The 22,667-nt window shown below is 59.1% G+C and carries 23 protein-coding genes; 10 read left to right on the forward strand and 13 right to left on the reverse strand.

The features are described from left to right. Positions 1–23: 23 nt before the first annotated feature. The 4 genes from lpxK to GOX21_RS14985 are packed head-to-tail and all read right to left on the reverse strand — an operon-like array spanning position 24 to position 4,375. Positions 24–1,022 carry a tetraacyldisaccharide 4'-kinase gene (lpxK, locus tag GOX21_RS14970; RefSeq protein WP_170378258.1) on the reverse strand — a complete coding sequence of 333 codons (999 nt, stop codon included), beginning with the start codon at positions 1,020–1,022 and terminating at the stop codon, positions 24–26. Further along, positions 1,022–2,245 carry a 3-deoxy-D-manno-octulosonic acid transferase gene (locus GOX21_RS14975; protein WP_170378260.1) on the reverse strand — a complete coding sequence of 408 codons (1,224 nt, stop codon included), beginning with the start codon at positions 2,243–2,245 and terminating at the stop codon, positions 1,022–1,024. Before GOX21_RS14975 ends, lpxK begins: the two co-directional genes overlap by 1 nt. Further along, positions 2,242–3,042: an inositol monophosphatase family protein gene (locus GOX21_RS14980; protein WP_170378262.1), complete on the reverse strand. Its 801-nt coding sequence runs from the start codon at positions 3,040–3,042 to the stop codon at positions 2,242–2,244. The genes GOX21_RS14975 and GOX21_RS14980 overlap by 4 nt, the downstream gene beginning before the upstream one ends. Continuing rightward, positions 3,029–4,375, reverse strand: coding sequence for a TldD/PmbA family protein (locus GOX21_RS14985; RefSeq protein ID WP_170378263.1), 1,347 nt, complete (start codon positions 4,373–4,375; stop codon positions 3,029–3,031). The genes GOX21_RS14980 and GOX21_RS14985 overlap by 14 nt, the downstream gene beginning before the upstream one ends. Before the next feature lie 239 nt (positions 4,376–4,614). Here GOX21_RS14985 and GOX21_RS14990 point away from each other — a divergent pair, with 239 nt between their 5' ends. Next, on the forward strand, positions 4,615–5,541 hold the full coding sequence (locus GOX21_RS14990; protein WP_170378265.1) for a hypothetical protein: 927 nt from the start codon (positions 4,615–4,617) through the stop codon (positions 5,539–5,541). A gap of 49 nt (positions 5,542–5,590) precedes the next feature. On the opposite strand, the gene GOX21_RS14995 is transcribed toward GOX21_RS14990, so the two are convergent. After that, the gene (locus tag GOX21_RS14995; protein ID WP_170378267.1) at positions 5,591–7,114 is read right to left on the reverse strand and encodes a DUF2125 domain-containing protein; all 1,524 of its coding nucleotides are present in this window, start codon (positions 7,112–7,114) and stop codon (positions 5,591–5,593) included. Positions 7,115–7,253: 139 nt separating this feature from the next. Between GOX21_RS14995 and GOX21_RS15000 the strand changes: the two genes are divergently transcribed. The 3 genes from GOX21_RS15000 to GOX21_RS15010 are packed head-to-tail and all read left to right on the forward strand — an operon-like array spanning position 7,254 to position 9,336. Continuing rightward, positions 7,254–7,997: an SDR family oxidoreductase gene (locus GOX21_RS15000; protein WP_170378270.1), complete on the forward strand. Its 744-nt coding sequence runs from the start codon at positions 7,254–7,256 to the stop codon at positions 7,995–7,997. After that, positions 7,994–8,602: an enoyl-CoA hydratase/isomerase family protein gene (locus tag GOX21_RS15005; protein WP_170378272.1), complete on the forward strand. Its 609-nt coding sequence runs from the start codon at positions 7,994–7,996 to the stop codon at positions 8,600–8,602. The genes GOX21_RS15000 and GOX21_RS15005 overlap by 4 nt, the downstream gene beginning before the upstream one ends. Beyond that, entirely contained in the window at positions 8,599–9,336 is a 738-nt protein-coding gene (locus tag GOX21_RS15010; protein ID WP_170378274.1) for a VOC family protein, read from the forward strand. The genes GOX21_RS15005 and GOX21_RS15010 overlap by 4 nt, the downstream gene beginning before the upstream one ends. On the opposite strand, the gene GOX21_RS15015 is transcribed toward GOX21_RS15010, so the two are convergent. Beyond that, positions 9,337–9,633 (reverse strand): HNH endonuclease, encoded by a 297-nt coding sequence (locus tag GOX21_RS15015; protein ID WP_170378276.1) that lies wholly within the window; start codon positions 9,631–9,633, stop codon positions 9,337–9,339. It abuts the gene before it with no gap. A gap of 48 nt (positions 9,634–9,681) precedes the next feature. On the opposite strand from GOX21_RS15015, the gene GOX21_RS15020 reads away from it, so the two are divergent. After that, positions 9,682–10,863, forward strand: a complete 1,182-nt coding sequence (locus GOX21_RS15020; RefSeq protein WP_170378278.1) for a TIGR03862 family flavoprotein — start codon at positions 9,682–9,684, stop codon at positions 10,861–10,863. On the opposite strand, the gene holA is transcribed toward GOX21_RS15020, so the two are convergent. The 4 genes from holA to GOX21_RS15040 all read right to left on the reverse strand — a co-directional run bounded on the left by holA (position 10,860) and on the right by GOX21_RS15040 (position 15,458). Further along, positions 10,860–11,888, reverse strand: coding sequence for a DNA polymerase III subunit delta (gene holA, locus GOX21_RS15025; protein ID WP_170378280.1), 1,029 nt, complete (start codon positions 11,886–11,888; stop codon positions 10,860–10,862). The genes GOX21_RS15020 and holA overlap by 4 nt on opposite strands. Beyond that, positions 11,885–12,376 carry an LPS assembly lipoprotein LptE gene (gene lptE, locus GOX21_RS15030; RefSeq protein ID WP_170378282.1) on the reverse strand — a complete coding sequence of 164 codons (492 nt, stop codon included), beginning with the start codon at positions 12,374–12,376 and terminating at the stop codon, positions 11,885–11,887. The genes holA and lptE overlap by 4 nt, the downstream gene beginning before the upstream one ends. Then, the gene (leuS, locus tag GOX21_RS15035; protein WP_170378284.1) at positions 12,363–14,900 is read right to left on the reverse strand and encodes a leucine--tRNA ligase; all 2,538 of its coding nucleotides are present in this window, start codon (positions 14,898–14,900) and stop codon (positions 12,363–12,365) included. Before leuS ends, lptE begins: the two co-directional genes overlap by 14 nt. 72 nt (positions 14,901–14,972) lie before the next feature. After that, positions 14,973–15,458 (reverse strand): DUF3576 domain-containing protein, encoded by a 486-nt coding sequence (locus tag GOX21_RS15040; RefSeq protein ID WP_170351055.1) that lies wholly within the window; start codon positions 15,456–15,458, stop codon positions 14,973–14,975. Positions 15,459–15,741: 283 nt separating this feature from the next. Between GOX21_RS15040 and GOX21_RS15045 the strand changes: the two genes are divergently transcribed. Both GOX21_RS15045 and GOX21_RS15050 read left to right on the forward strand, forming a co-directional pair. Further along, positions 15,742–16,815 (forward strand): porin, encoded by a 1,074-nt coding sequence (locus GOX21_RS15045; RefSeq protein ID WP_170351137.1) that lies wholly within the window; start codon positions 15,742–15,744, stop codon positions 16,813–16,815. A 102-nt stretch (positions 16,816–16,917) separates the two neighbouring features. After that, positions 16,918–17,577 carry a YggS family pyridoxal phosphate-dependent enzyme gene (locus GOX21_RS15050; protein WP_170362352.1) on the forward strand — a complete coding sequence of 220 codons (660 nt, stop codon included), beginning with the start codon at positions 16,918–16,920 and terminating at the stop codon, positions 17,575–17,577. On the opposite strand, the gene GOX21_RS15055 is transcribed toward GOX21_RS15050, so the two are convergent. Both GOX21_RS15055 and ribA read right to left on the reverse strand, forming a co-directional pair. Next, complete coding sequence (locus GOX21_RS15055; protein ID WP_170378286.1) at positions 17,561–18,061, reverse strand: L,D-transpeptidase family protein; 501 nt, start codon at positions 18,059–18,061, stop codon at positions 17,561–17,563. The genes GOX21_RS15050 and GOX21_RS15055 overlap by 17 nt on opposite strands. Beyond that, the gene (gene ribA, locus GOX21_RS15060) at positions 18,058–19,152 is read right to left on the reverse strand and encodes a GTP cyclohydrolase II (protein WP_170378288.1); all 1,095 of its coding nucleotides are present in this window, start codon (positions 19,150–19,152) and stop codon (positions 18,058–18,060) included. The genes GOX21_RS15055 and ribA overlap by 4 nt, the downstream gene beginning before the upstream one ends. A 161-nt stretch (positions 19,153–19,313) precedes the next feature. Here ribA and GOX21_RS15065 point away from each other — a divergent pair, with 161 nt between their 5' ends. Then, on the forward strand, positions 19,314–20,000 hold the full coding sequence (locus tag GOX21_RS15065; protein WP_058283107.1) for a response regulator transcription factor: 687 nt from the start codon (positions 19,314–19,316) through the stop codon (positions 19,998–20,000). A 191-nt stretch (positions 20,001–20,191) separates the two neighbouring features. On the opposite strand, the gene GOX21_RS15070 is transcribed toward GOX21_RS15065, so the two are convergent. Further along, a complete protein-coding gene (locus tag GOX21_RS15070; protein WP_170351051.1) occupies positions 20,192–20,647 on the reverse strand; it encodes a hypothetical protein in 456 nt (151 codons plus the stop codon). Between the two features lie 224 nt (positions 20,648–20,871). Between GOX21_RS15070 and GOX21_RS15075 the strand changes: the two genes are divergently transcribed. Next, complete coding sequence (locus GOX21_RS15075; RefSeq protein ID WP_170378290.1) at positions 20,872–21,660, forward strand: exodeoxyribonuclease III; 789 nt, start codon at positions 20,872–20,874, stop codon at positions 21,658–21,660. 76 nt (positions 21,661–21,736) lie between these two features. Then, entirely contained in the window at positions 21,737–22,654 is a 918-nt protein-coding gene (gene trxA / locus GOX21_RS15080) for a thioredoxin (RefSeq protein ID WP_170378292.1), read from the forward strand. Positions 22,655–22,667: the final 13 nt, after the last annotated feature.

Genomic DNA, 22,667 nt, shown 5'->3' on the forward strand with positions numbered 1-22,667 from the left:
GTTCTGCATGGACCGGTCGCACTTTACGGCGACGGGGCGATTTGCAGCAGCATCTGCCGCACCTTGTCGGCCTCATTCACTTTCAAACGCACGGGCAGGGTGATGACCTTGCTGCGAAACGCCGGTGGCAGGCGCACGGCGTCTTTTTCTGTTGTCACCATTTGCGCGCCCAGCAGGCGGGCCTCGTTCTCTAACCGGGTCATAAGGGCAGGGGTCAGCGGTTGGTGATCGTCCAGTGCCTCGGCCCGCAAGAGTGTCGCGCCCTGTTGGCGCAGAGTGTCAAAAAACTTTTCAGGATGGCCGATCCCTGCAAAGGCCAGAACCGGCGTATCTGCCCAATCCATACCGGTTTGCAGGGGCTCAACCGCGCCGGTGGCGTGGGGAGCGGTCAATTTCGCCCCCCAGCGATCGGTAAATTGCGACTGCGCGTCGGTATCACCCAGCGACAGTACCAGATCGGCGCGTTGCAATCCGGTTTCAACAGGTTCACGTAAAGGCCCGGCAGGCAGACACAGTCCATTGCCGAATCCGCGCGCCGCATCGACCACGATGACCGAGAAATCCTTGGCGACCGAGGGGTTCTGAAACCCGTCGTCCAGCAGGATCACACTGGCCCCGGCTTCGGCCGCCGCGCGCGCGCCGGCGGCGCGGTCCTTGGCCACCCAGACCTCGGCAAAGGCGGCCAGCAACAGGGGTTCATCCCCGACTTGCGCGGCGGTGTGTTTGGATGGGTCAACCTGCACGGGCCCTTCTAACGAACCTCCATGGCCACGCGTCACCACATGCGTTTCGTGCCAGGCGTCGCGTAATTGCTCGATCATCCAGATCACGGTTGGGGTCTTGCCGGTGCCACCCGCGTTCAGGTTGCCGATGCAGATGACCGGAACGCCGGGTTTAACTCCCGGTTTGGACGCAACCCGCCGGGCGGTTGCGGCGGCGTAGATTCGGCCAAGCGGTGCCAGTAGTCTGGCACGCATATCCAGCCGGTTGGGGGCGGTGTTCCAAAAACCAGGTGCTCTCATCAATCCGCACTCCGCTGATCCAGGCAATCCTGCACCATATCGATCAGTTGATCCGCTTGTGGTGCGCCTTCGGATACGATCTGCCACCCGGCCAACGCCATATCTGCAGCCCGGTCAGGCGATAGCAGCTCGACCACGGCGTCGCCCAGTTCGGTTGCGGATCTGACCATGCGGGCAGCGCCGGCCCGATCCAGTTGATCGTACATCTGCTGATGACGATGCACAAACGGGCCGTGGATGACAGACGACCCAAGGGCAACGGCAAAAAGTGGATCGCGCCCACCCGCGTCGCGTTCTAGCGAGCTGCCCATGAATGTGACTGGCGAGATCCGGTGCCACAGGCCCAGATCTTCGGAGTGGGCGGACAGGATAACCTGCGTGTTGTCTTCGATCTGACCGCTGGTGTCCCAATTGGTACAACGCAGATCCATAGTCTCAAGGCGGTTTTGCAGTGGTTCTGCCTCGGCGGTGTCTGCCACATGCAGCACCAGTGTCAGCCGGGGCAACATCCGCAATGCCTGGCGATGGGCACTAAGGATCGAGATGAACTCCTTGTCCCGCACACATGCTGCCAACCAGACCGGACGCCCCGCCAGTGCGTGATTGGTTTCGATCAGTTCATCCTCGGGCCAGGGCTGCGGGTTCGGGCTGACATACAATGGTGGAGAGTCGGTGACTTTGCCCGACGTGATGCCAAGGCGACGGATTGTCCGGGTGGTTTCCGAATTCGTGGTCAGGATGGTTTTGAAACAGTCTAAAGTAAAACGGGTGATGTCCGGCAGCCACCGGGCGCCGCGCGCGATCTTTATATCTACCCGTGCTTCGATCAGGATCAGGGGAATACCGCGCTCTTCGGCGCGCGTGATAACATTGGGCATCAGCCCGCCCCCGACCCACAGGCCGGTTTCGGGGTGCCAATGGTCCAGAAACGCGCGTGCTGCCCCCGCTTGTTCCGAGGGCAGGTTCACCAGCGGGTAGTCTCCTTGCTCCCAAAGGCTCAGGTCGGCTTCGGCGGGCACTGTCAGCAGCACATGCAAAGTGGGTCGGACCTGCTGCAGCCTATGGCAGAAATCTACGACCGCGCGCTGGCGATCCTGCGCGTTGATATGGACCCATAGCAACTCGCCCTCAGGGCGCTGGATCTCGGGTTGGCTGCTCGGGTTGGACACGCCCCAGGACAGAACCCGATAGGCTGCCAGGCTGAGGGATCGCGGTCGGCTCATGGGCGGATTCCGGTGCTGCCCGGGTCAAGCTGTGCGTGCAGGGTGTCATGAATGGGCGTGCCGGCCGCGATCACGCCGTTCAGGCGCGGATGGGCGTTGTTGAACCGCAAGGGTTGCGCCAACCGGTCGGAACAGCGGCCGCCAGCCTCGCGGATAAGCAGGTCGCCTGCAGCGATATCCCATTCCCAACTGGGCCGCAGCGTCAGCATCCCGTCGAAACGCCCTTGTCCGACCAGCGCCATTCGATAGGCCAGTGACGGGCGATAGACCCGTTCAAAGTCAGGCACCTGACCCTGCCGCCAATGGTGTGGCTTTATATTGGGTTTGGCCGCCAATATTTGCGCCGTGTCCAGCGTCGTGACGCCCGAGACGTGGATCGCCGCCCCATTCAGAAACGCGCCTTGTCCTTTGGCCGCAGTATACAGCAGATCGCGCAGGGGCAGGTAAATTACAGCTGCAATCACTTCGCCCTGTTCTGCAATGGCCAGTGAGTGTGCCCAGGTGCGCGATCCTTCGGCAAAGCTGCGCGTGCCGTCGATCGGATCGATGATGAACACCCGGTCCTTCGTCAGCCGGTCAGTGGAATCCTCGGTTTCTTCGCTCAGCCAGCCATAGCATGGCCGGGCGGCGGGCAGGCGCTGTTCCAGCATGGCGTTGACGGCCAGATCGGCCTCGGTCACCGGTCCGGCGCCGTCGGGTTTATCCCAGCGCTGCGCCGTTGTGCCCGAGTATCGAGTGGCGATCTTTCCGGCCTCTAATGCGGCGTCGATCAAAAGTTGCAGGTCAGCTGCCGGCAAGTGTCATTCCTTCGATCAGCACCGACGGAACCACCCGCGACAGATACGGGCGCGCGTCGTTTGCCGGGATGATCCGTTTCAACATATCGCGCAGGTTACCCGCGATGGTGCATTCGTTGACCGGATGCGTGATCTCTCCGTTCTCGACCCAAAACCCTGATGCACCGCGTGAATAGTCACCTGTGTTTGGGTTGATGGTCGAGCCGATCATAGATGTCACCAGCAGCCCGGTACCCATGTCGCGCAGCAAGTCCTGGCGGCTGTGTGTGCCTTGGGTCAGGCTCAGGTTCCAGTTGCTAGGCGAAGGTGGCCCCGACACGCCGCGCGCGGCGTTACCGGTTGAGGTCATGTCCAGCTTGCGCGCGCTGGACAGATCAAGCGTCCAGCCGGTCAGCACGCCGTTTTCGACAATGGCGCGCCGCTGCGTTGCCAGTCCTTCGGCGTCGAAGGGGCGCGAGCCTGCGATGCGTGGGCGGTGCGGGTCTTCGATCAGCGACAGGTGGTCAGGTAACACCTGTTCGCCCAGACAGTCCTTAAGCCAAGACGCGCCCCGCGCGATAGCCGCACCATTGCTGGCCCCCAGCAGGTGACCGATCAGCGAGGATGAGATGCGTTCGTCAAACAGCACCGGAAATGTGCCGGTGGTGGGTTTCTGAGCCCCGACCAGCGCCACAGCACGTTCACCTGCGGTGCGGCCGATTTCCTCGGGGCTGCGCAGGTCGCTTTGAAAGGTGCGGTTGTCGCCGTCATAGTCGCGCTCCATCCCGGTACCTTCGCCCGAGATCGCCACGCATGTGGTCGAGCGGCTGCTGCGGGCATAGCCACCGGAAAAACCGTTGGTTGCTGTCAGATGTACACGGTGCGTGCCATAAGCCGCCGCTGCATCGGATACTTGCGATACGCCGTGAACCGACAGTGCCGTAGCTTCGGCTGCTAGCGCGTCATGCAGCAGGTCTTCGGCCGCTGGTTCCGGGGTGGGGTCGAACAATTCCAATGCGGGCAGATCCCAATCCGTGGCCAACTGCGCCGCATCGGCCAGCCCGGTGAACGGATCTTCGGGGGCTTCGCGGGCCATGGCCACGGCGCGCTCGGCCATCGCGGTCAAGGTTTCCGGGCGGCTGTCAGAGCTGGACACGATCGCCTGCCGTTGGCCCAGGAACACCCGCAGGCCAAGGTCAGTACCCTCGGACCTTTCGGCATGTTCCAGCGCCCCGCTCCGCACTTCGACCGAAACCGAAGAGCCATCGATCACAATAGCATCCGCCGCGTCGGCCCCGGCATTGCGGGCCGCGTCCATCAAGGATTGGCTGATGTCTTCAGGTGTTAGGGTCATGCGGCCTCCGGTTTTATTGCATTGGACCTAGCCTTGGACCGCCCGTCCCGCAAGACCTCTGGGCAGATAGATCACAGGTCAGACCCCTTAGTTTGGCCCAAATTCAGATGGGGCAGCCGAAGGGTTTACATTTCCGTATAAACTTTCATTAGTTGGGACGCATTACAGATTTCCGGGTGACGATCGCAACAGATTGAAACTTTCACCCGGGCAAGTGAAGGCAAATAGGAGAGCTTGGCTTGGCTCAGTTTTTCGTAGTTGATTTTGACGAGCCGCATGTCGTTGCCGCGGGCAAAGGGTCGAGCAATATCATCAGCCATTTCACAAGGGTTCTTACCAAGCTGCAAGTCCCTGCTGAAGTTTTGCCTTTCCGGGAACTGATTGAGCGCGGCCCGACAACAGATCCGAAAAGCTATGTTTTGCTGCATTACAACGAGCTTTTCGTCGTTCAGCATCAAAAAGTAGACTGGCTGCGTGCACGTGAAACAGAGCTTGCTGCTCTGGGTCACAAGGTCCTGCATTCTGTTGAACATGGGCGCGTCATTGGCCACAAAGTCCGCCAGAACAAGGTTTTGACGGCCGCGGGTGTTCCCATGCCTAGGTTGATTGAGGCGGGTGACAGTTTCGGCACTGTTTTTTCGAACGAAGTGTCAAACGCGCATGTTCCGGTGCAACTCGTGAGTGACGAAAGGGAATTGGATTCCACGCGGTACAACACCGATTACATCAATTGCAAATACGAATACAAAGGTAAGCCCTGGCATGTATCCATTCGTGCCATGGCGGTAGGCGAACAGGTCCTGTTTTCGTGGATAAGAACCGGAAAAGGACTCAATGTCCGAACTCGGGGGACGCCGGTTGATGCTGAAATGCTAACACATTTTCACGACCTACTGATCAAACCCAATATTGACCAAATCCGCGACATCGCGAAAAGCGTCAAGAATGCTGTGGGAGTCGGGCTTTACGCGCATGACATTCTTCCATGCGCAGAAACCGGGGAATTTTTTCTGTGTGAGACCAACTTCAAATTTTATGAGGGGATGTACCGGTTCCACATGCAGAGCATTGCTAAGGATCTGCCGACACCCGCGTATTTTAATGGTCGAACCGCCGGACGGCGTATCGCACGAGCTCTAGTCCACGAGTTGGATTTGCAGACCTGAGTCAGTTAGCGGGCGAAGCTCTGGTAATATTGAGCTTCGCCCCCCAACATCACTTGATGCGCTGACCGTTGGCCAGTATCTGGCCATCTTCCGTGAACTCGATTTTCGAGTTCAGCGTATCCGGTTCGTCGCCGGGTACGGCCATCAGGCCCATCATCATCCGCGCACCCATCGCGTCGCTTTCGCCGATCACGCCCATGGTGATCAGCGTGTCGATCAATGCGTTGGCGCCCGCCAGCTGAAGGTTCGCCACGCCGGCCGGGGTCGGCAGCCCGTCGAACTCCTCGGTGCTGGAATTGTCGAAAGTAAAGTCCGCGTCACCCGTCAATTTAGCTCCGACCATTGAGACCAGCAATTCGTTGATCTTCAGCGAGTTCAACTCACCCGGTGCTTCGCCTGATGTTTCCAGAGCCTCGATAGCGGCCGGATCGAAGAAGTTCGTCAGGATTTTTGCGGTTCCGGTGGCGTCCAGCGCGATCGTTGCCGGGTCGCGCGGCAGGGCGCCTGCCGGGTCGAAGATGCTCCACAACACGTCCGACATGGTGAAATCGGTTACGTTGACCGACAGTCCAAAGGGTTGCTCTTCTTCGGATTGCTGCACCGGGAATTCGAACCCTAACCCTGTCTTGGCCATTGCCATCTCGATTGGGAACGGCAGCTCGGCCGTAGTCACGGCGAGGTTTGCGCTGTTTTGTTCGACATCATAAGCCAGACGCTGATCGTCCAAGCTGGCGCCGAACCGGCCACCTTCGGATTGGGTGGCCATCGAAAATGCCTGACCTTCGCTCGTCCCTTCAATCGCGGCCTGACCCGAGGCATAGGTGAACAGACCCGAGAATGAGACCCCGCCGTTGAAGAAGGATTGCGGATCGGTGCCGTCGAAATCTTCGGGGATCACGCTGGTGCCTTCGAAGGTCAATTGGTTCATCGACCCGTTGATCTTGCCATCATCTGACCCTTCGGGATCGGTGAATCCCAGATCATAGATCAGCCCGGCGGCGGTCATTTTCTGGTCCACTGTGCGGGTTTCGCCGATCTTCATCCGCGAATCTCCGGACAAGTCGGTCAGTTTGAAATCCATGGCCAGCATGTCGTTGGGCAGGGTCTCATCCTCGACCTGTACGCCACCCAGTTTCAGACCAAGTGTGGGCGCGGAATAGTCATAAGTCATATCGTCCGGTTGGCCCGAAACGACCATCTCAAGCCCGGTATGGTAGTACTCGATATCAACGGAAAACGCCTCGCCCTCTTCCTCACCGGACAGGGTCATGGGAAAGCTTTCGGGGAAACCGATGCTGACTGTGCCGTCACCATTTTCAGTCAGGGTCATCTGCGGGACGGTCATTTTGAACGATCCGTCCGTGTCCGGCGAAGACAAGGCAACAATCATATCGGTGATCGTGGTCACCCCGCCCGAGATGGATTGTTCCGCCGAAACCGTATAGCCCATCTGGGACAGGTAGGCCTGCCAATCATCCCAAACCTGCTGGGCGGTGACATCGGCGAACGCGCCCTGAGTGACAACGGCATAGGCCAGAACTGCGCCGCTGCTGCGGCGGAGGAAAGCGGACATTTGAGAACCCTTCTTGATCAAATTTGCCGGCATCGTCGTGCCTGAGACCGCAGGCGTCAAGGGGCAAGGGCTGGACCCTTTCCCCGTTGGCACGGTAAAGATTCACACAATCTAAAAACAACGGAGGTACAGGGTCCATATGCAGGGTAAAACCGTACTGATAACAGGGGCCAGTCGTGGCATCGGGGCCGAGGCGGGGCGCGTATTTGCCGCAGCGGGGGCAAATGTCGCGCTAGTGGCCCGTAACGTCGACCAGATTGATGCGCTGGCTGCTGCATTGGGTGACAATGCTATCGCGCTGCAATGCGATGTCAGCGATTTTGCGCAGGTCGAACAGGCCGTTGCGGATTGTATCGACCGTTTTGGCGGGCTGGACGTTTTGATCGGCAACGCGGGTGTCATTGATCCGATCTTTCACTTGTCCAATGCCGATGTCGCCGCGTGGAGCCAGGCAATCGACATCAACCTCAAAGGTGTCTTCTACGGAATGCGCGCCGCGTTACCGGTTATGCGCGCGGCGGGCGGGGGCACGGTGATCACGGTTTCTTCGGGCGCGGCGACAAACCCGATCGAGGCGTGGAGCCACTACTGCGCCTCGAAAGCCGGGGCTAAAATGCTGACCGAATGCCTGCATCTTGAAAATTCAATGCACGGTATTCGTGCTATGGGCCTGTCGCCGGGCACCGTGGCCACGGATATGCAGCGGGTGATCAAGGCGAGCGGCATCAATGCCGTTAGCCAGCTGGATTGGGATGATCACATTCCTGCCGATTGGCCTGCACGGGCATTGCTGTGGATGTGTTCGACGGATGCAGATGAGTTTCTGGGCTCAGAAATCTCGCTGCGACGCGAAGATATCCGGCAAAGGGTAGGGCTGACGTGATCAAACTAACCAAGAAGGACGGGTTGTGGACGGTCACACTCAACAACCCGCAAAAGGCCAATGCACTGACCGAGGTGATGCTGAGTGAGCTGGTTGAGATCGCCGAAGCTGCTAATGAGGCGCGGGCCCTGATCCTGACAGGTGAGGGTAAAGTGTTCAGCGCCGGGGCCGATCTGGATGAGGTCCGTGCGGGACTGGCGACCTCGGATCTGTGGGAGAGGTTGTCAGGCGCCATCGCGGCCTTGCCGTGTCTGACGGTGGCTGCTTTGAACGGGACGCTGGCGGGCGGTGCCAACGGGATGGTGCTGGCCTGTGACCTCCGAATCGCGGTGCCGCAAGCCAAGTTCTTTTATCCGGTGATGAAGCTGGGGTTTCTGCCGCAACCCTCGGACCCGGTGCGTATGGCTGCCCTGATCGGGCCATCACGCACCAAGATGATTCTGATGGCCGGTCAAAAGATCACGGCAGAGGAAGCGTACGGTTTCGGTCTGGTCGACCGGGTTGTCGACCCTGATCAACTGATGCCAACGGCGCATGAACTGGTGGCAGACAGCCTGGTCGCCGATCCCCGAATTGCCGCTGGAATCGCAAGGATGTGCCAATGAAATTGTCCGCCGTGCTGCTGCGTGTTGCCGACCCCAAGCAACTGACTGATTTTTATATGGATGTTCTGGGTATGACGGCGCGTGCGCAGGGGGCGAATTATCGCATTGGCTATGGTGGGCAGGACGCGGACCTACTGCTGATGCCGGGTGGGGGCGGATATGCCCACGATGGTGGACAGCGGTATTGGAAGATCGGTATTACCGTGCCCGATGTTGACCTGGCCGTTTCTCATCTGCGTGAAAAAGGCGTCGAGGTCTCGGAGCCGAAACAGTTCCGCGACATCGGCTATATGTGCCACCTGAAAGACCCCGAAGGGTTTGTGATCGAGCTACTGCAACACGACTTTCAGGGCAACCGTTCCGATAACGCAGCCGACCCTGCCGCACCATTCGCCAAAGCCTGCATCGGCCAGATCACCTTGCGGACAGGGGACATAGCCGCCGAGGATGCGTTCTGTCGGGCGCAAGGCATGCGACTGCTTTCAGTGCAGGATGTGGCCCAATACGGGTTCGACCTGCATTTCTATGCCTTCACCGATGATGTGCCGCCTAATCAGGACCTTTGGTCCGTTGAGAACCGCGAATGGCTTTGGAAACGTCCCTATACCACGTTGGAATTCCAGCACATCGCCGGGGCGCAGTTTGCGTCGGCGCCGGATTACAGGGGGTTAGAGGTTCAGGGGCTGTCGACGTCCCTGAGGGATGCTTTTGGTGATCCGGTGCGGCCTGGCTGATCAGCGCACACGTCGTTTGCCCGGAACTTTCGACCGAAATCCGGGTGGTCGATTGCGCACCCAGATCAGGAATTTTTCTAGTCGCGGATGGGCACGCAAGGCCTCGACCGTGTTGAAAGTGCGGGCCAATTCACCCTCGGTCAAGGTGGCGTGGATTTCTTTGTGGCAAATCACGTGCAGCAAAACCGTGGGTCCGCCCTTGCCCCCTTTGAGTTTTGGGATCAGATGGTGCAGGCTGCCGCCCCCATCCGGGATGGGGCGGTCACAGAGCGGGCAGATCGGATCGCTGTCTGACATGGCAGGTACAGATTTGCGCTGGATAGCGTGAAAGGCAAGGGGACGGACATGGCGCAGGCAGTGGTGATCGGGGCCGGACCCGCAGGCCTGATGGCGGCAGGGGAACTGGCCGCTGCTGGCCATGACGTGATGGTGGCCGAGGCCAAGCCATCAGTCGCACGCAAGTTTCTGATGGCGGGCAAGTCGGGTCTAAACCTGACCAAGGACGAACCGTTCGAAACTTTGCTGCAATCCTACGGAGAGGCGGCGGAGTGGCTGCGTCCGATGATTGCTGAGTTCGACGCCGCCGAGGTGCAGGACTGGGCGCGGGGTTTGGGGCAGAAGCTGTTTACCGGCTCGACCGGGCGGGTTTTCCCGACAATGATGAAAGCCTCGCCGCTGTTGCGCGCATGGCTGAGGAGGCTTGAGGGCGCGGGCGTTCGGATACAAACCCGCTGGCGTTGGTTGGGATGGGACGGCGATGCGCTGATTTTCGACACGTCTGAAGGTACACAGAGCCTGAAGCCGGATGTGACCATTCTGGCGCTGGGCGGGGCCAGCTGGGCGCGGTTGGGGTCAGACGGTCAATGGGCGGATATCTTGCAACAGAAAGGCGTCGCGCTGACACCCTTCGCCCCGGCGAATTCCGCCTTGTCCGTTGACTGGAGCCCCCACATGACCCCGCATTTCGGCGCGGCGCTGAAATCGGTGCGTTGGATGGCCGGAGAGCTGGACAGCCGCGGAGAAGCCACGATATCGGCAACGGGGCTTGAGGGCGGCGGGTTGTATTCTTTGACCCCGGCTTTGCGCGCCGGTGCGGACCTGTTAGTCGATCTTGTGCCCGATCTGGACGCAGCGGCGCTACAGTCGCGGTTGGATGCAAAGAAATCCAAGACCACACTGTCACAATGGCTGAAGAAGTCATTGAAGCTGCCGCGGCAAAAGATTGCGTTGTTCCATGAGATGTCGAAACGTTGTGGATTGCCGCAATCCTCTGAGGCCACTGCACTCAAACAACTTCCTGTTTCCGGGGCAGTCCTGCGCCCGATGGATGAAGCCATTTCAACGTCGGGTGGGGTCAGATGTACAGCGCTGGACAAGGGGCTAATGCTGACCGCAATGCCCGGCGTGTTCTGTGCCGGAGAGATGCTGGATTGGGAAGCTCCGACCGGGGGCTATCTGCTGACCGCTTGCATGGCGACTGGGCGATGGGCCGGGCGTTCGGCTGTGGATTGGTTGCGCACCGGTTAGCGGGATCGGGCCAGCATAGCCAGACGGATCATTGCCCGTTCCACCAGCGCCATGGCAGGCGCAGACTGCCCAGCTGAGCGCAGTGACAGGTCAGTATCAGTCAGAACTGTCAGAGCCGTTTGCAACTTCGGTGCTCCCCAGCCCTGGGCCTGCCGTAAAATCCGGTCACGGCGTTTGCCATAGACCGGTGGCCGCAGCTTGCCGATGCCCTGTGCCGCCCCGCCGGGGTCCGAGGCACAGGCATACAATGTGCGAAAGTGCCGGGTTGCGCCGATACACAGGCTGACCGCATTGGTGCCCTGTGATTGCAGCCGTCGGATCAGCGGACCGATCTCTCCGGCGCGGCCTTCAGCCACCACGTTCAAAACATCATCCAGCGCGGCCTCGGTCGAGCGGGGCGCGCAAGCTTCGATATCCTCGATGGCCAGTTCGGAACTGTCTCCACGTTTATAGAGCGACAGTTTTTCAATGGTTTGCGTGAAGTCTCCGGGGCTGATCCCAGTGGCCAGCTCAGCAAGGGCTGACATCGAATCGCGAGGGATGTTCTGCAACCTGGCCTGTGTCAGAATCCGTTCGATCTCGGCCCGTGAGGGCGGATCGTCATAAATGCCGACAGCATAGGCAGCGGGATGCGCCTCGAACGCTTTGCGGATTTTCGAGCTGGGTTTCAACTGCCCGGCGGTGACGATGATCTGGGCATCACCAGGGGCCCAGTCTTCGAACGCGGCGATGATTGCGGGGGCGGCGGTGTCGGTGGTGTCTTCGACGAATACGGCGCGGGGGCCTGGGAAAAACCCCACGGCCTTGACCGCATCCAACAAAAGTGCGGGATCGCCGCGCAAATCCGTGCCCGGAATGCGGGTCAGGCGCATTTCCTCTTCGGCATTGGCGCCCAGAAGTGCCGACAGAACCTGCTGGCGTTTCAGTGCCACGCGCATCGTATCCGCACCATAAATCAAGAGCCCGGCCTTGTCGGCGTCGGGCCGGGCGAAATACCCTTCAGCCTCGCGCGGGCTGAGCTTCATGAACCAAGGCCTGGCGCAGCATAGAGTTCGTTTACGATCTGATCCGATAGGATCGCCATCAGCCGTTTGCGGGCGTCGCGTTCGTCCGCCAGCGTGGACACTGTTGATCCGGCGGCAGAATAGCTGACGAAATTCTCGACCGTGCCCGAGGCAATGACCTGACCGGTCTCGTTTGATTTGAGCGTGTAGCTCGACCTGCCTTCGATGGTATAGCGGTTGGTTTCGTTCGTCGAAGTGATCGCTGACCGCTGGAAAGCAATCGAGACGGTTACATTCAGATTGTATTCGCTGCCCGAGGTCGCGCTGCGCCCCAGCCGCTGTTCCAGATTTTGGACCAGCAAATAGGTGTCGACCGAGTTTGGCGCTGAAACGGCGACCTTGCCGTTCAGGGCCGCACCCGAACCACCGGGAGCGTAGACCGGTTCAAAGCCGCAGGCAGCCAACACCAGCGGTATCATCAACAGGATTCTGCGGTTAAACAACGACATTTACGATCCGGCCCGGGACAACAATAACCTTCTTAGGCGCATTGCCATCCAGCGCCTTTTGCACAGCTTCGATGCTGAGCGCGATTTTTTCAACCTCGTCCTTCGCCATATCCTTGGCCACGCTGATTTCCGCGCGGCGCTTGCCGTTGATCTGAATCGGCAGGGTCACCGTGTCGTCGACCAGCATCGCCTGATCCGCAACGGGCCATGGGGCTACCGCCACCAAGCCTTCGCCGCCTTGATGTGCCCAGATGTCTTCTGCAATGTGCGGCGTCATCGGCGACATCAGCTGCGCCAGCGTTTTTATTGCCTGCTTTTGCGCCGCAGCGCCAGCTTTGGATTTTGCCAGCGTATTGGTGAAGGCGTAGAGTTTCGCGATCGCTGCATTGAAGCCAAAGCTCTCAACGCCAAGGGTAACGTCGTGGATGGTCTTGTGCATCTCGCGCAAAAGCTCTTGATCGCCTTCCCCTTCGGCTGCTGGGTTCATGGCCCCGATCTTGTCGCAGAGGTTCCATACCCGGTTAAGGTGCTTATAGGCGGCCTCGGCCCCGGACGCGGTCCATTCCACATCGCGCTCGGGCGGCGAATCGGACAGCACGAACCAGCGCGCGGTGTCGGCACCGAACGCCGAGATAATGCTGACCGGGTCGACCACGTTCTTCTTGGATTTCGACATCTTGGCCGAAGGGATGATCTCGACCTCGGTGCCGTCTGCCAGTTTGCCGTCGGTCACATCCTCGGGCAGGTGATAGACCGGGCGGCCGTTTTCGTCGCGGGTCTGGTAAATCTCGTGGGTCACCATGCCTTGGGTGAACAGCGCATCGAAAGGTTCGATGGCCTTTTTGGGCAGATGGCCCGTGATGTTCATCGCCCGCGCGAAGAAGCGGGAATAGAGCAGGTGGAGAATCGCGTGCTCAATGCCGCCGATATACTGGTCCACATTCATCCAGTATTCGGCCTCGGCCAGATCAGTGGGCGTTTCGGCGCGCGGGGCGGTGAAGCGGGCGAAATACCACGACGAATCGACAAACGTATCCATCGTGTCGGTTTCGCGTCTGGCCGGGGCGCCGCAGTTCGGGCAGGAACAGTCGCGCCAGGTCGGATGACGGTCCAGCGGGTTGCCTGGTTTGTCAAAGGTGACATCATCGGGCAGCCGGACCGGCAGGTTCTCTTTCTTCTCGGGCACCACACCGCAGCTGTCGCAATGGACAACGGGAATCGGGCAACCCCAATAGCGTTGGCGGGAAAGGCCCCAGTCTCGCAGGCGGTATTTGGTGACGCCTTCGCCCCAGCCTGCCTTTTCGGCAAAATCCACGGTGGCGTTGATAGCCTCATCACCCGTGGCTTCGGTGAGGCCCGCGAAATGGTTCACCCAACGGACTTTTTCGGTCTTGGGTGGCACGAAGGCGGTTTTGTCGACCGGAGTGGCGTCATCCAGCGCAAAGAACGTATCGACCACGGGCAGGCCGTATTTGCGGCAGAAATCCAAGTCGCGCTGGTCATGCGCGGGGCAGGCAAAGATCGCGCCCGTGCCATAGTCCATCAGGATGAAGTTGGCGATCCAAACTGGCAGTTCCCAGCTTGGGTCCAGCGGGTGCTTGACGCGGATCCCGGTATCGTAACCCAGCTTTTCAGCCGTTTCGATGGCTTCTTCGGTGGTGCCACCTTTGCGACATTCAGCCACGAATTCAGCAACTTCGGGGTTCTCGGCTTCCAATTGCTTAGCAATCGGGTGATCCGGCGAGATGCCCACAAACGACGCGCCCAGCAGCGTGTCGGGGCGCGTCGTATAGACGGTGATCGGTTCGCCTCCGTCCGTGCGCTCGAACCCGAATTGCAGGCCGCGTGACTTGCCGATCCAGTTTTCCTGCATCAAGCGGACCTTTGCGGGCCAGTTTTCCAACGTGTCCAGTGCGTCGAGCAGTTCCTCTGAATAGTCCGAGATCTTGAAGAACCATTGGGTCAACTCGCGGCGTTCAACCAACGCGCCCGAGCGCCAGCCGCGCCCTTGTTCCACCTGCTCGTTGGCCAGAACGGTCATGTCGACCGGGTCCCAATTCACAACGGCGTTCTTGCGGTAAACAAGCCCAGCATCGAGCATATCCAGAAACAACGCCTGTTGCTGGCCGTAATATTCTGGGTCACAGGTTGCAAACTCACGCGACCAATCGATCGACAGGCCCAATGGCTTCATTTGCCCCCGCATGTCGGCGATGTTCCCGTAGGTCCAGTCTTTGGGGTGGCCACCGATGGCCATAGCGGCATTTTCCGCAGGCATTCCGAAGGCGTCCCAACCCATCGGGTGCAATACGTTGTGGCCGGTCGCCAGTTTGTGTCGCGCGATCACGTCGCCCATCGTATAGTTGCGCACATGTCCCATATGGATTCGGCCCGACGGGTAAGGGAACATCTCAAGCACATAGTATTTCGGCTTGTCCGCCTTGTGGTTGGCGGTGAAGATTCCGGCCTTGTCCCAGGCCTCTTGCCATTTTGCTTCGATTTCGTTGGCCGAGTAGCGAGACATTGTACGGTCCTTCGTGAATGAAAACGCCGGGTAGGAACCCGGCGTGGTATTAGTGTGATTTTCGACGAGTTGCTAGAACTTGTTGTCCGCAATGCGCAACTGACGGGCGCGGGACAGGATTGCATCTTCGACTGCGCGGGTCGTGGCCGCACTGACCGGGGCGCCACCGCTGGTCTGCAGCGAGACCGACAGAGACCGCGCCGCCAGGGCCGGGTCACTGATGTGAACTGTCGCGCGATACTGCCGCCCTCCACCCGGAGGTGTGCCGTACCCGGTCACGATTACCCCGGTAAAGGGATCAACTTCCTGAACCGGCAGGAAATTCAATACATCCAGCGACGCCGTCCAAAGATAGCGATTCACATTTGTGATCTGTTCAGCATTGGCCGTGTTGAACACATCCCAGATGGTCTCGCGATTCGGATCGTTGAGCTGGCGCTCATCGGTTTTACCCGCATCGAGATTCGTAGTGTACTCGGTTGGTGCGGCCCGATTCTGTCCGCAGGCGGACACGGCAGCAGTCATTATGATCAAACCGAAAATCGTCTGCAGGCGCATTATCGACTGGTCCTGTTCACTTTGGTCAACGTTGTCAATTGTTACTCCTAGACAAGGACCCGTTCAGCAACAACCCTATTATTGTCACATATCAGTGGTCGTAGGGCTTACCGATGCCCAAAAACAGACTGTGGCATCCTTGCACCAATTTTCCCTCAATGCAGCCGAGTCATTTATGCCAAGCTTGCGTGTTGGGGGCAAAAAGAGCGAAACGGTTCCCGTGCTGAGACATGTGCTGAGGCATGTGTCGAGTAGAAAAACTTTTGAAACCGAGGGAAACAAGATGAAAAAAGTTCTCTTCGCATCGACAGCTCTGATTGCAACCGCAGGTGTTGCAGCGGCTGATTCCGGTGTAAACTTGAGCGGTTATGGCCGTTTCGGTATTGGCTACGTTGAAGATCGCGCCAATGCGACCGGCGTAACTGCTGCCACTCTGACCACCGTGAACGGCGGAACAACAGCAGGTGTCATCCCGACCTTTGCTGATTCCGACGACGCGATCCTGGTATCGCGCTTCCGTCTGAACATCGACGGTTTCACTGAAACCGACGGTGGCGTTCGCTTTGAAGGCCGTGTTCGTCTGCAAGCCGACGAAAACTCGTCGACCGGCGAGGCCAACTCCGCTGGCCTGAACGGCGCGCGCTTCTCGGTTATCTACGGTGGTCTGCGTGTTGACGCCGGCAACGTTGCCGGTTCGTTCGACAACCTGGCAAACTACTACGGTAACGAAGTTGGTCTGGAACTGTTCGCAGGTCAGTATTCGGGTGTTGACTACAGCTTCCTGTCGTACACCTCGACCGGTTCGGGCGCGAACGCAGTGTTCTTCCAGTACGCAGTTGGCGACTTCGCTTTCGGCGCATCGTATGACCAGCGCACCATCTTCCTGAACGACGGCCTGGGCGGCACCATCGACGCCGACCGTTGGGACGTGAGCGCGACCTACACCTTCAACAACATCACCGCAGCTATTGCTTATGGTCAAACTGACGCTGGTGTTTCGGGTGTTTCGGATCCAGAACTGCTGGTTTTCACCCTGGGTGCTGAATTCGGCGACTTCTCGGGTACCCTGTTCGTGGCTGACGAAGACAATACCGCTCCTGCTCTGATCGGTACTCGCTTCTATGAAACCGACGGCACCGCTTGGGGTGTGTCGGGTGCCTATAACCTGGGCGCAGCAACCACCCTGCTGTTCACCTACGGTGACGGTAGCGCGGACGCTGACCTTCAGCAGATTGCTATCGGCGCAAGCTATGACCTGGGCGGCGGCGCGTCGCTGGTTGGTGGTATCGGCCGCAACGATTGTTCGGTTTGCGAAGACTCCATCCAGGCTGACTTTGGTGCAATCTTCAACTTCTAAGTTGGGTTGAACCGCAAGGTTTAAGGGCAGGTCTTCGGACCTGCCCTTTTCTTTTTTGCCGACATGGTGTTTTCCTGCGCTGAAAGCAGATTGAGGAAGCTTATGTCGCTGCAAGATATCACTGCCCGTATTTCCAAAGCCGAAACTGCCGCCGGGCGGCCTGCCGGTTCTGTCAAACTGATCGCCGTATCAAAAGTGCAGCCGAACGAACGTGTGCAGGCTGTTCTGGAGCAGGGCCATCGGTGTTTTGGTGAAAATCGGGTTCAAGAGGCCGTAGGTAAATGGCCGGGTTTCATGGAGCAGTTCGCCGACATTGATCTGCATCTGATTGGCCCGCTTCAAACCAACAAGGCCCGTCAAGCGATTGAGCTGGTCAACTCTATCCACTCGGTGGACCGGCCCAAGCTGGCCAAAACGCTGGCGCGGCTGGCACAAGAGGTCGGCACCTGCCCGGATCTGTTCATTCAGGTCAATACCGGGGAAGAGGATCAAAAGGCCGGTATCCTGCCTGCCGAGGCGGATACGTTCATTGCAGAATGCCGGGGGCTGGACCTGCCGATCCAGGGATTGATGTGTATCCCACCCGTCGATGAGGAACCCTCACTGCATTTCGCACTGCTGGCGAAAATAGCCGAGCACAACGGCCTGACTGGTCTATCGATGGGTATGAGCGGTGATTTCGAACAAGCCATCGCATTGGGGGCGACCCATGTGCGCGTTGGCTCGGCCATTTTTGGCGAACGGGTCAGGCCGCAGGAATGATCAAACTCGTGCCCGGCGAGACGCGGCGCGCGATCCAATGCAGGTGATCACGGCGAAAGGCAACGCAGCCCTCGGTCGGGTATCCGGGGCGCCGCCATTGATGAATAAAGATCGCTGATCCGTGACCCGGTATGGCATTGGGCCAGTTCCAATCGGTGATCAACACCAGATCATACAGCGGATCAGCGCGGCGCAGCTTTTCATGGCTAAAGTCATAGGGCGCGCTGACCAGATTATTGTACTGGTCGTCCCGCCCGTCATCCGACCAAAGATCGCGCGGACCGATGGGAATCGCCCAAGGGGCCGGTTTGGCCATGCGATCTGGCCGGTACAGCATCCCCACGATGTGATGTACGCCCGTGGGCGTGGCGCCATCCCCTTCGCGTTTTGCGTGGCTCAACCCACCTTTGCCGATTGTGCAGGGAAAGACCCGCCCGGCAAATCGTACTCCGCGCGGTGTCAGGACCAGATCATTCGGCGTCACAGCAGATGCCCGGACTTGGCCGCTTTGGTCGCAAGATATCCGCGGTTATGGGCGGTTTCGCCAACCTTCAGCGGCACGCGCTCGGTCACGGCGATACCGGTCTTCTCCATCATCGCGATCTTTGCCGGGTTGTTGGTCAGCAACCGGACCGAGTTGAACCCCAGAGATTTGAGAATGTCCGAACCCAGCCTGAAATCCCGCTCATCATCCTCGAACCCTAACCGATGATTGGCTTCGACTGTGTCGAACCCCTGATCCTGCAGGAAATAGGCGCGCATCTTGTTGGCAAGGCCAATACCGCGCCCTTCCTGGTTCAGATACAGCAGCACCCCGGCCCCTTCCCAACCCATCTGAGCCAGCGCACCACGCAATTGCGGACCGCAGTCGCATTTCAGACTGCCCATAAGGTCTCCGGTAAAACAGGCCGAATGCAAACGGGCCAATACCGGCTTGTCCCGGTCCGGGCGCCCGATCTCGACGGCATAGTGTTCTTCGCCACCATCTTCGGGGCGGAATACGTGCAACCGGCCGGCCTCGGACACTTCCATCGGCAGGCGGGCGGCAACCACAGCATGAAGCTCACTGCGATCGGCCAGATGTGGCGCAGCGCGGGTGTGGTCAATGCATGTCAGGCCATGTGCCGCTGCAAAGCCACGCCCATCCTCAATGGGCATCACAACGGCTGCGGGTAGCAATCGCGCCGACTTGGTGAGGGCGATTGCGATGCGGTGCAGGTTGGCGTTGCCCTGACGTTCGGTCATCAGGGGGCCCTTCATCGGAGCGTTCAGGTCGTCTGACGGATCGGCCACCGCCTGCACCCAGGTCATATCGGCATCGGCAGGGATAATCACACGCGCCAGATCGCCATCATAAGACCGGGCCTTCAGCGTTTCCGCCCGCCGCACAGTGACAGCAACCACCGGGTCGCCACCAAGCCCGCGCAGATCCGCGAGCCGTTGCGCGCTCAGGGTCTCAGCCGCGATGGCCAGCACGCTGAACCCGCTGTCGTCGGTCAATGCGACGGGAACCCCCATGCGCAGATCGGCGCGGGCCCGCGCCAGCAATTCTGAAATATCCGGGATCAGACTCATCTATGTTACCCTGTAACGTTCAAGCCTTGCTGTAGCCTGATACGGCAGAAATGTGAAACATTTCCTCTACCTTGGACACGAGGGCGTGAGACAATTGCAGCAAACCTTGTTGATTGCATCTTCCGCGCGCAAGTGGTGGAAAAGGCTTAGGAGGACCGCACATGGCTCAGCTCAAGAAAATTCTGCTGGTGGATGATGACGAAGACCTGCGCGAGGCGCTTAGCGAGCAACTTGTGATGACCGAGGATTTCGACGTGTTCGAAGCCCATGACGGTCAGTCCGCGATGGAACGGGCGCGTGAAGCGATTTACGATCTGGTCATTCTGGACGTTGGTCTGCCGGATACCGATGGGCGCGAGCTGTGCCGCCTGATGCGCAAGCAAGGTGTAAAAAGCCCGATTCTGATGCTGACCGGCCATGACAGCGACGCAGATACCATCCTGGGCCTGGATGCCGGTGCCAACGACTATGTCTCGAAACCGTTCAAGTTTCCCGTGCTGCTGGCCCGTATCCGTGCCCAGCTGCGCCAGCATGAGCAATCCGAGGATGCGGTGTTCGTTTTGGGGCCGTACACGTTCAAGCCTGCGATGAAGATGCTGATCACCGAAGAAGATCGCAAAATCCGGCTGACCGAAAAAGAAACCAATATTCTCAAGTTCCTGTACCGTTCGACCGATGGCGTGGTTGCCCGCGACGTTCTGCTGCATGAGGTCTGGGGTTATAACGCCGGTGTCACCACCCACACGTTAGAGACGCATATCTATCGTCTGCGCCAGAAAATCGAGCCCGATCCGTCAAATGCGCGCCTTTTGGTCACAGAATCGGGTGGATATCGCTTGGTCTCTTAACTCGTTGTGGATTGACGTGGATCAAAGTGATACTCTGGATACGTAATTAGATTACTCCCAACCCGCGCATGTCCGGGTTATGACATGCACCTCCCTGTTGGACTGCCGGGCCTGATGGCCCGGCCTTTTTTTGAAACAAGCTGGGTCGAAGATACAAATCCGATGGCCAGATTTGCTCCCTCAAACACAGTTTAGCTGGTGCCGTCGTTTTCCAGAACGGTACCGTAGGTTATGCCGCTGCGCAGGCTACGAAAATCAGCATAAATCTTGCCATCTTCAAATGTGGCATCGATCAACCCGTTGACCTGGCGGTCTTCTCCGACCCGGGTTTCAACCATGGCGATTGAACCAGTGCCATCGCGGCTGATTGTCCCGGTAACCTGACCTTCGTTCCACCGGTCCGAGCCGATCCGGCTCCATTTGCTGGTTCCCCAGAACGCATTGTCCTGTTGTTCTTTGATCTCAAGAACCCACTCAGATTGATTAAAACGCGGGGCTCCGTCGCTGTGTTCGTTGGGCAGGGCCGCAACGGTGTGGGTGCCGCTCCAGACGCCGCGCAAATCAGGTGTGTTTTCCGCAACTGCATGGGTTGCAAAGGCAAGGGTGCTGGCCAGCGCGGCGGCGCCAAGTGTCTTGAATCTGGTCATGGTTTCCTCCGTTTTCTAGTCACAAATGTTGGGAACCGCTGTTCTGATTTCCATGCTGGCGACGAAACATAAACAGGATTTAACCTGCGCTTTATGTTGCGAACGGTGTGGTGGATTGAGCCCGTTTGCCCTCAAAACCAAAAACTGGCTCAGGACATTTTTTTCTCGTGGCACCGGCGGAAACGCCACGCTAACCTGCGCCAATTGCGACAGAGGAATCCCCCATGCCCTTTACACTTGCCACCTGGAACATCAACTCGGTCCGCCTGCGCGAGCCTATCGTGCTGAAATTGCTGCAGGAGGAAGCGCCGGATGTTCTGTGTCTGCAGGAGTGCAAGTCGCCGGTTGAAAAGATCCCGACCGAGGGGTTTGCCGAGCTGGGCTACACCCACATGATCGCACGTGGGCAAAAGGGGTATAACGGCGTCGCCATCCTGTCTCGGCTACCAATGGAAGAGGTCGGCGACAAGGATTTCGCGGGTCTCGGTCACGCGCGACACATTGCCGGACGGTTGGAAAACGGGGTCACAATCCACAATTTCTATGTCCCGGCTGGTGGCGACGTGCCGGATCGTGAAAAGAATGAGAAGTTCGGGCAAAAGCTCGACTACCTCAGCGACATGCGCGATTGGTTCCATACGGAAAAGCCGGAAAAATCCATTCTGGTGGGGGATCTGAACATCGCCCCGCGCGAGGATGACGTCTGGTCGCACAAACAACTGCTCAAGGTTGTTTCGCACACACCGATCGAGGTCGAAGCGCTGGCTGAAACCCAGGATGCAGGCGGTTGGGTTGATATCACCCGCCAGGATATTCCCGAGGGGCAATTGTACAGTTGGTGGTCCTATCGCGCGCGCGATTGGGACGCCGCTGACAAGGGGCGGCGGCTGGATCACGTCTGGGCCACGCCCGATATCTCGAACGCGGGCCACTCCAGCCGCGTCCTGCGCGACGCGCGCGGATGGGAAAAACCCAGCGACCACGCACCCGTTTTTGCCAGTTTTGACCTGTAATTACGCAACTCTGCCCTTGGTTTCCGCTGCCAGCGGTTGCATATAGGGCGCAAGTTCGAACCGGAGAGTGAAAACCATGGATCTTCTGAACGCCGCAGCCAGCCCCGAGGCCACCGATCTGATCAAGGACGGGTCCGAGGCGACCTTTATGGTCGACGTGGTCGAGGCCTCTCAGGAAACGCCTGTCATCGTTGATTTCTGGGCGCCTTGGTGCGGGCCATGCAAGACGCTGGGGCCCGCCTTGGAAGAAGCTGTAACCGCTGCCAAGGGTGCGGTGAAGATGGTCAAGATCAACGTGGATGAGGCGCAGATGATCGCGTCGCAAATGCGCATTCAGTCGATCCCGACCGTTTATGCCTTTTTCAAAGGTCAGCCCATCGACGGGTTTCAGGGCGCGCAGCCGGGTTCGGAAATCAAAGCTTTTGTTGATCGTGTGATCGAAGCCGCGGGCGGCGAAAGCCCCGGTGGGCAGCTGGATGATGCGGTCGAAGCTGCCGAAGATATGCTGGCCGATGGCGCCGCTGTTGATGCGGCCCAAACCTTTGCTGCGATTTTGGGCGAAGATCCGAACCATGCCGGGGCTTACGGCGGGCTGGTTCGCGCACACATCGCGTCAGGCGATTTGGAACAGGCCGAAGCCATTCTGAACGGCGCACCTGCCGAGATTTCTACCTCGGCCGAGGTGGAGGCGGCGCATGCGCAGCTGGAACTGGCCAAGCAGGCCGCTGATGCCGGTCCGGTGGCCGAACTGACCGCTGCGGTCGAGGCTGATCCCGACAACCTTCAGGCCCGGTTCGATCTGGCGCAGGCACTGCACGCCAATGGCAATGTGGAGGAGGCCGTGGCGCAGTTGCTGGACCTGTTCCGCCGTGATCGCGAATGGAATGACGGTGCCGCCAAGGCGCAGCTGTTCACCATCTTCGACGCGCTAAAACCCAATGATCCGATCGTTCTGAACGGGCGGCGCAAGCTCAGCTCGATGATATTTGCCTAATTCGGGATCAGAG

It is taken from the genome of Ruegeria atlantica, from assembly GCF_013032005.1.
GTDB classification, from domain to species: domain Bacteria; phylum Pseudomonadota; class Alphaproteobacteria; order Rhodobacterales; family Rhodobacteraceae; genus Ruegeria; species Ruegeria atlantica_A.

Excerpts from the sequence above, each read along its gene's own strand:
- GOX21_RS15045 (WP_170351137.1), top strand. The coding sequence starts at position 15,742 with ATGAAAAAAGTTCTCTTCGCATCGACAGCTCTGATTGCAACCGCAGGT.
- leuS (WP_170378284.1), bottom strand. The coding sequence starts at position 14,900 with ATGTCTCGCTACTCGGCCAACGAAATCGAAGCAAAATGGCAAGAGGCC.
- GOX21_RS15075 (WP_170378290.1), top strand. The coding sequence starts at position 20,872 with ATGCCCTTTACACTTGCCACCTGGAACATCAACTCGGTCCGCCTGCGC.
- GOX21_RS15070 (WP_170351051.1), bottom strand. The coding sequence starts at position 20,647 with ATGACCAGATTCAAGACACTTGGCGCCGCCGCGCTGGCCAGCACCCTT.
- GOX21_RS15065 (WP_058283107.1), top strand. The coding sequence starts at position 19,314 with ATGGCTCAGCTCAAGAAAATTCTGCTGGTGGATGATGACGAAGACCTG.
- GOX21_RS15000 (WP_170378270.1), top strand. The coding sequence starts at position 7,254 with ATGCAGGGTAAAACCGTACTGATAACAGGGGCCAGTCGTGGCATCGGG.
- GOX21_RS15015 (WP_170378276.1), bottom strand. The coding sequence starts at position 9,633 with ATGTCAGACAGCGATCCGATCTGCCCGCTCTGTGACCGCCCCATCCCG.
- ribA (WP_170378288.1), bottom strand. The coding sequence starts at position 19,152 with ATGAGTCTGATCCCGGATATTTCAGAATTGCTGGCGCGGGCCCGCGCC.
- holA (WP_170378280.1), bottom strand. The coding sequence starts at position 11,888 with ATGAAGCTCAGCCCGCGCGAGGCTGAAGGGTATTTCGCCCGGCCCGAC.
- GOX21_RS15020 (WP_170378278.1), top strand. The coding sequence starts at position 9,682 with ATGGCGCAGGCAGTGGTGATCGGGGCCGGACCCGCAGGCCTGATGGCG.
- lptE (WP_170378282.1), bottom strand. The coding sequence starts at position 12,376 with ATGTCGTTGTTTAACCGCAGAATCCTGTTGATGATACCGCTGGTGTTG.
- GOX21_RS15050 (WP_170362352.1), top strand. The coding sequence starts at position 16,918 with ATGTCGCTGCAAGATATCACTGCCCGTATTTCCAAAGCCGAAACTGCC.
- trxA (WP_170378292.1), top strand. The coding sequence starts at position 21,737 with ATGGATCTTCTGAACGCCGCAGCCAGCCCCGAGGCCACCGATCTGATC.
- GOX21_RS15010 (WP_170378274.1), top strand. The coding sequence starts at position 8,599 with ATGAAATTGTCCGCCGTGCTGCTGCGTGTTGCCGACCCCAAGCAACTG.
- GOX21_RS14985 (WP_170378263.1), bottom strand. The coding sequence starts at position 4,375 with ATGACCCTAACACCTGAAGACATCAGCCAATCCTTGATGGACGCGGCC.
- GOX21_RS15040 (WP_170351055.1), bottom strand. The coding sequence starts at position 15,458 with ATGCGCCTGCAGACGATTTTCGGTTTGATCATAATGACTGCTGCCGTG.
- GOX21_RS14975 (WP_170378260.1), bottom strand. The coding sequence starts at position 2,245 with ATGAGCCGACCGCGATCCCTCAGCCTGGCAGCCTATCGGGTTCTGTCC.
- GOX21_RS14995 (WP_170378267.1), bottom strand. The coding sequence starts at position 7,114 with ATGTCCGCTTTCCTCCGCCGCAGCAGCGGCGCAGTTCTGGCCTATGCC.
- lpxK (WP_170378258.1), bottom strand. The coding sequence starts at position 1,022 with ATGAGAGCACCTGGTTTTTGGAACACCGCCCCCAACCGGCTGGATATG.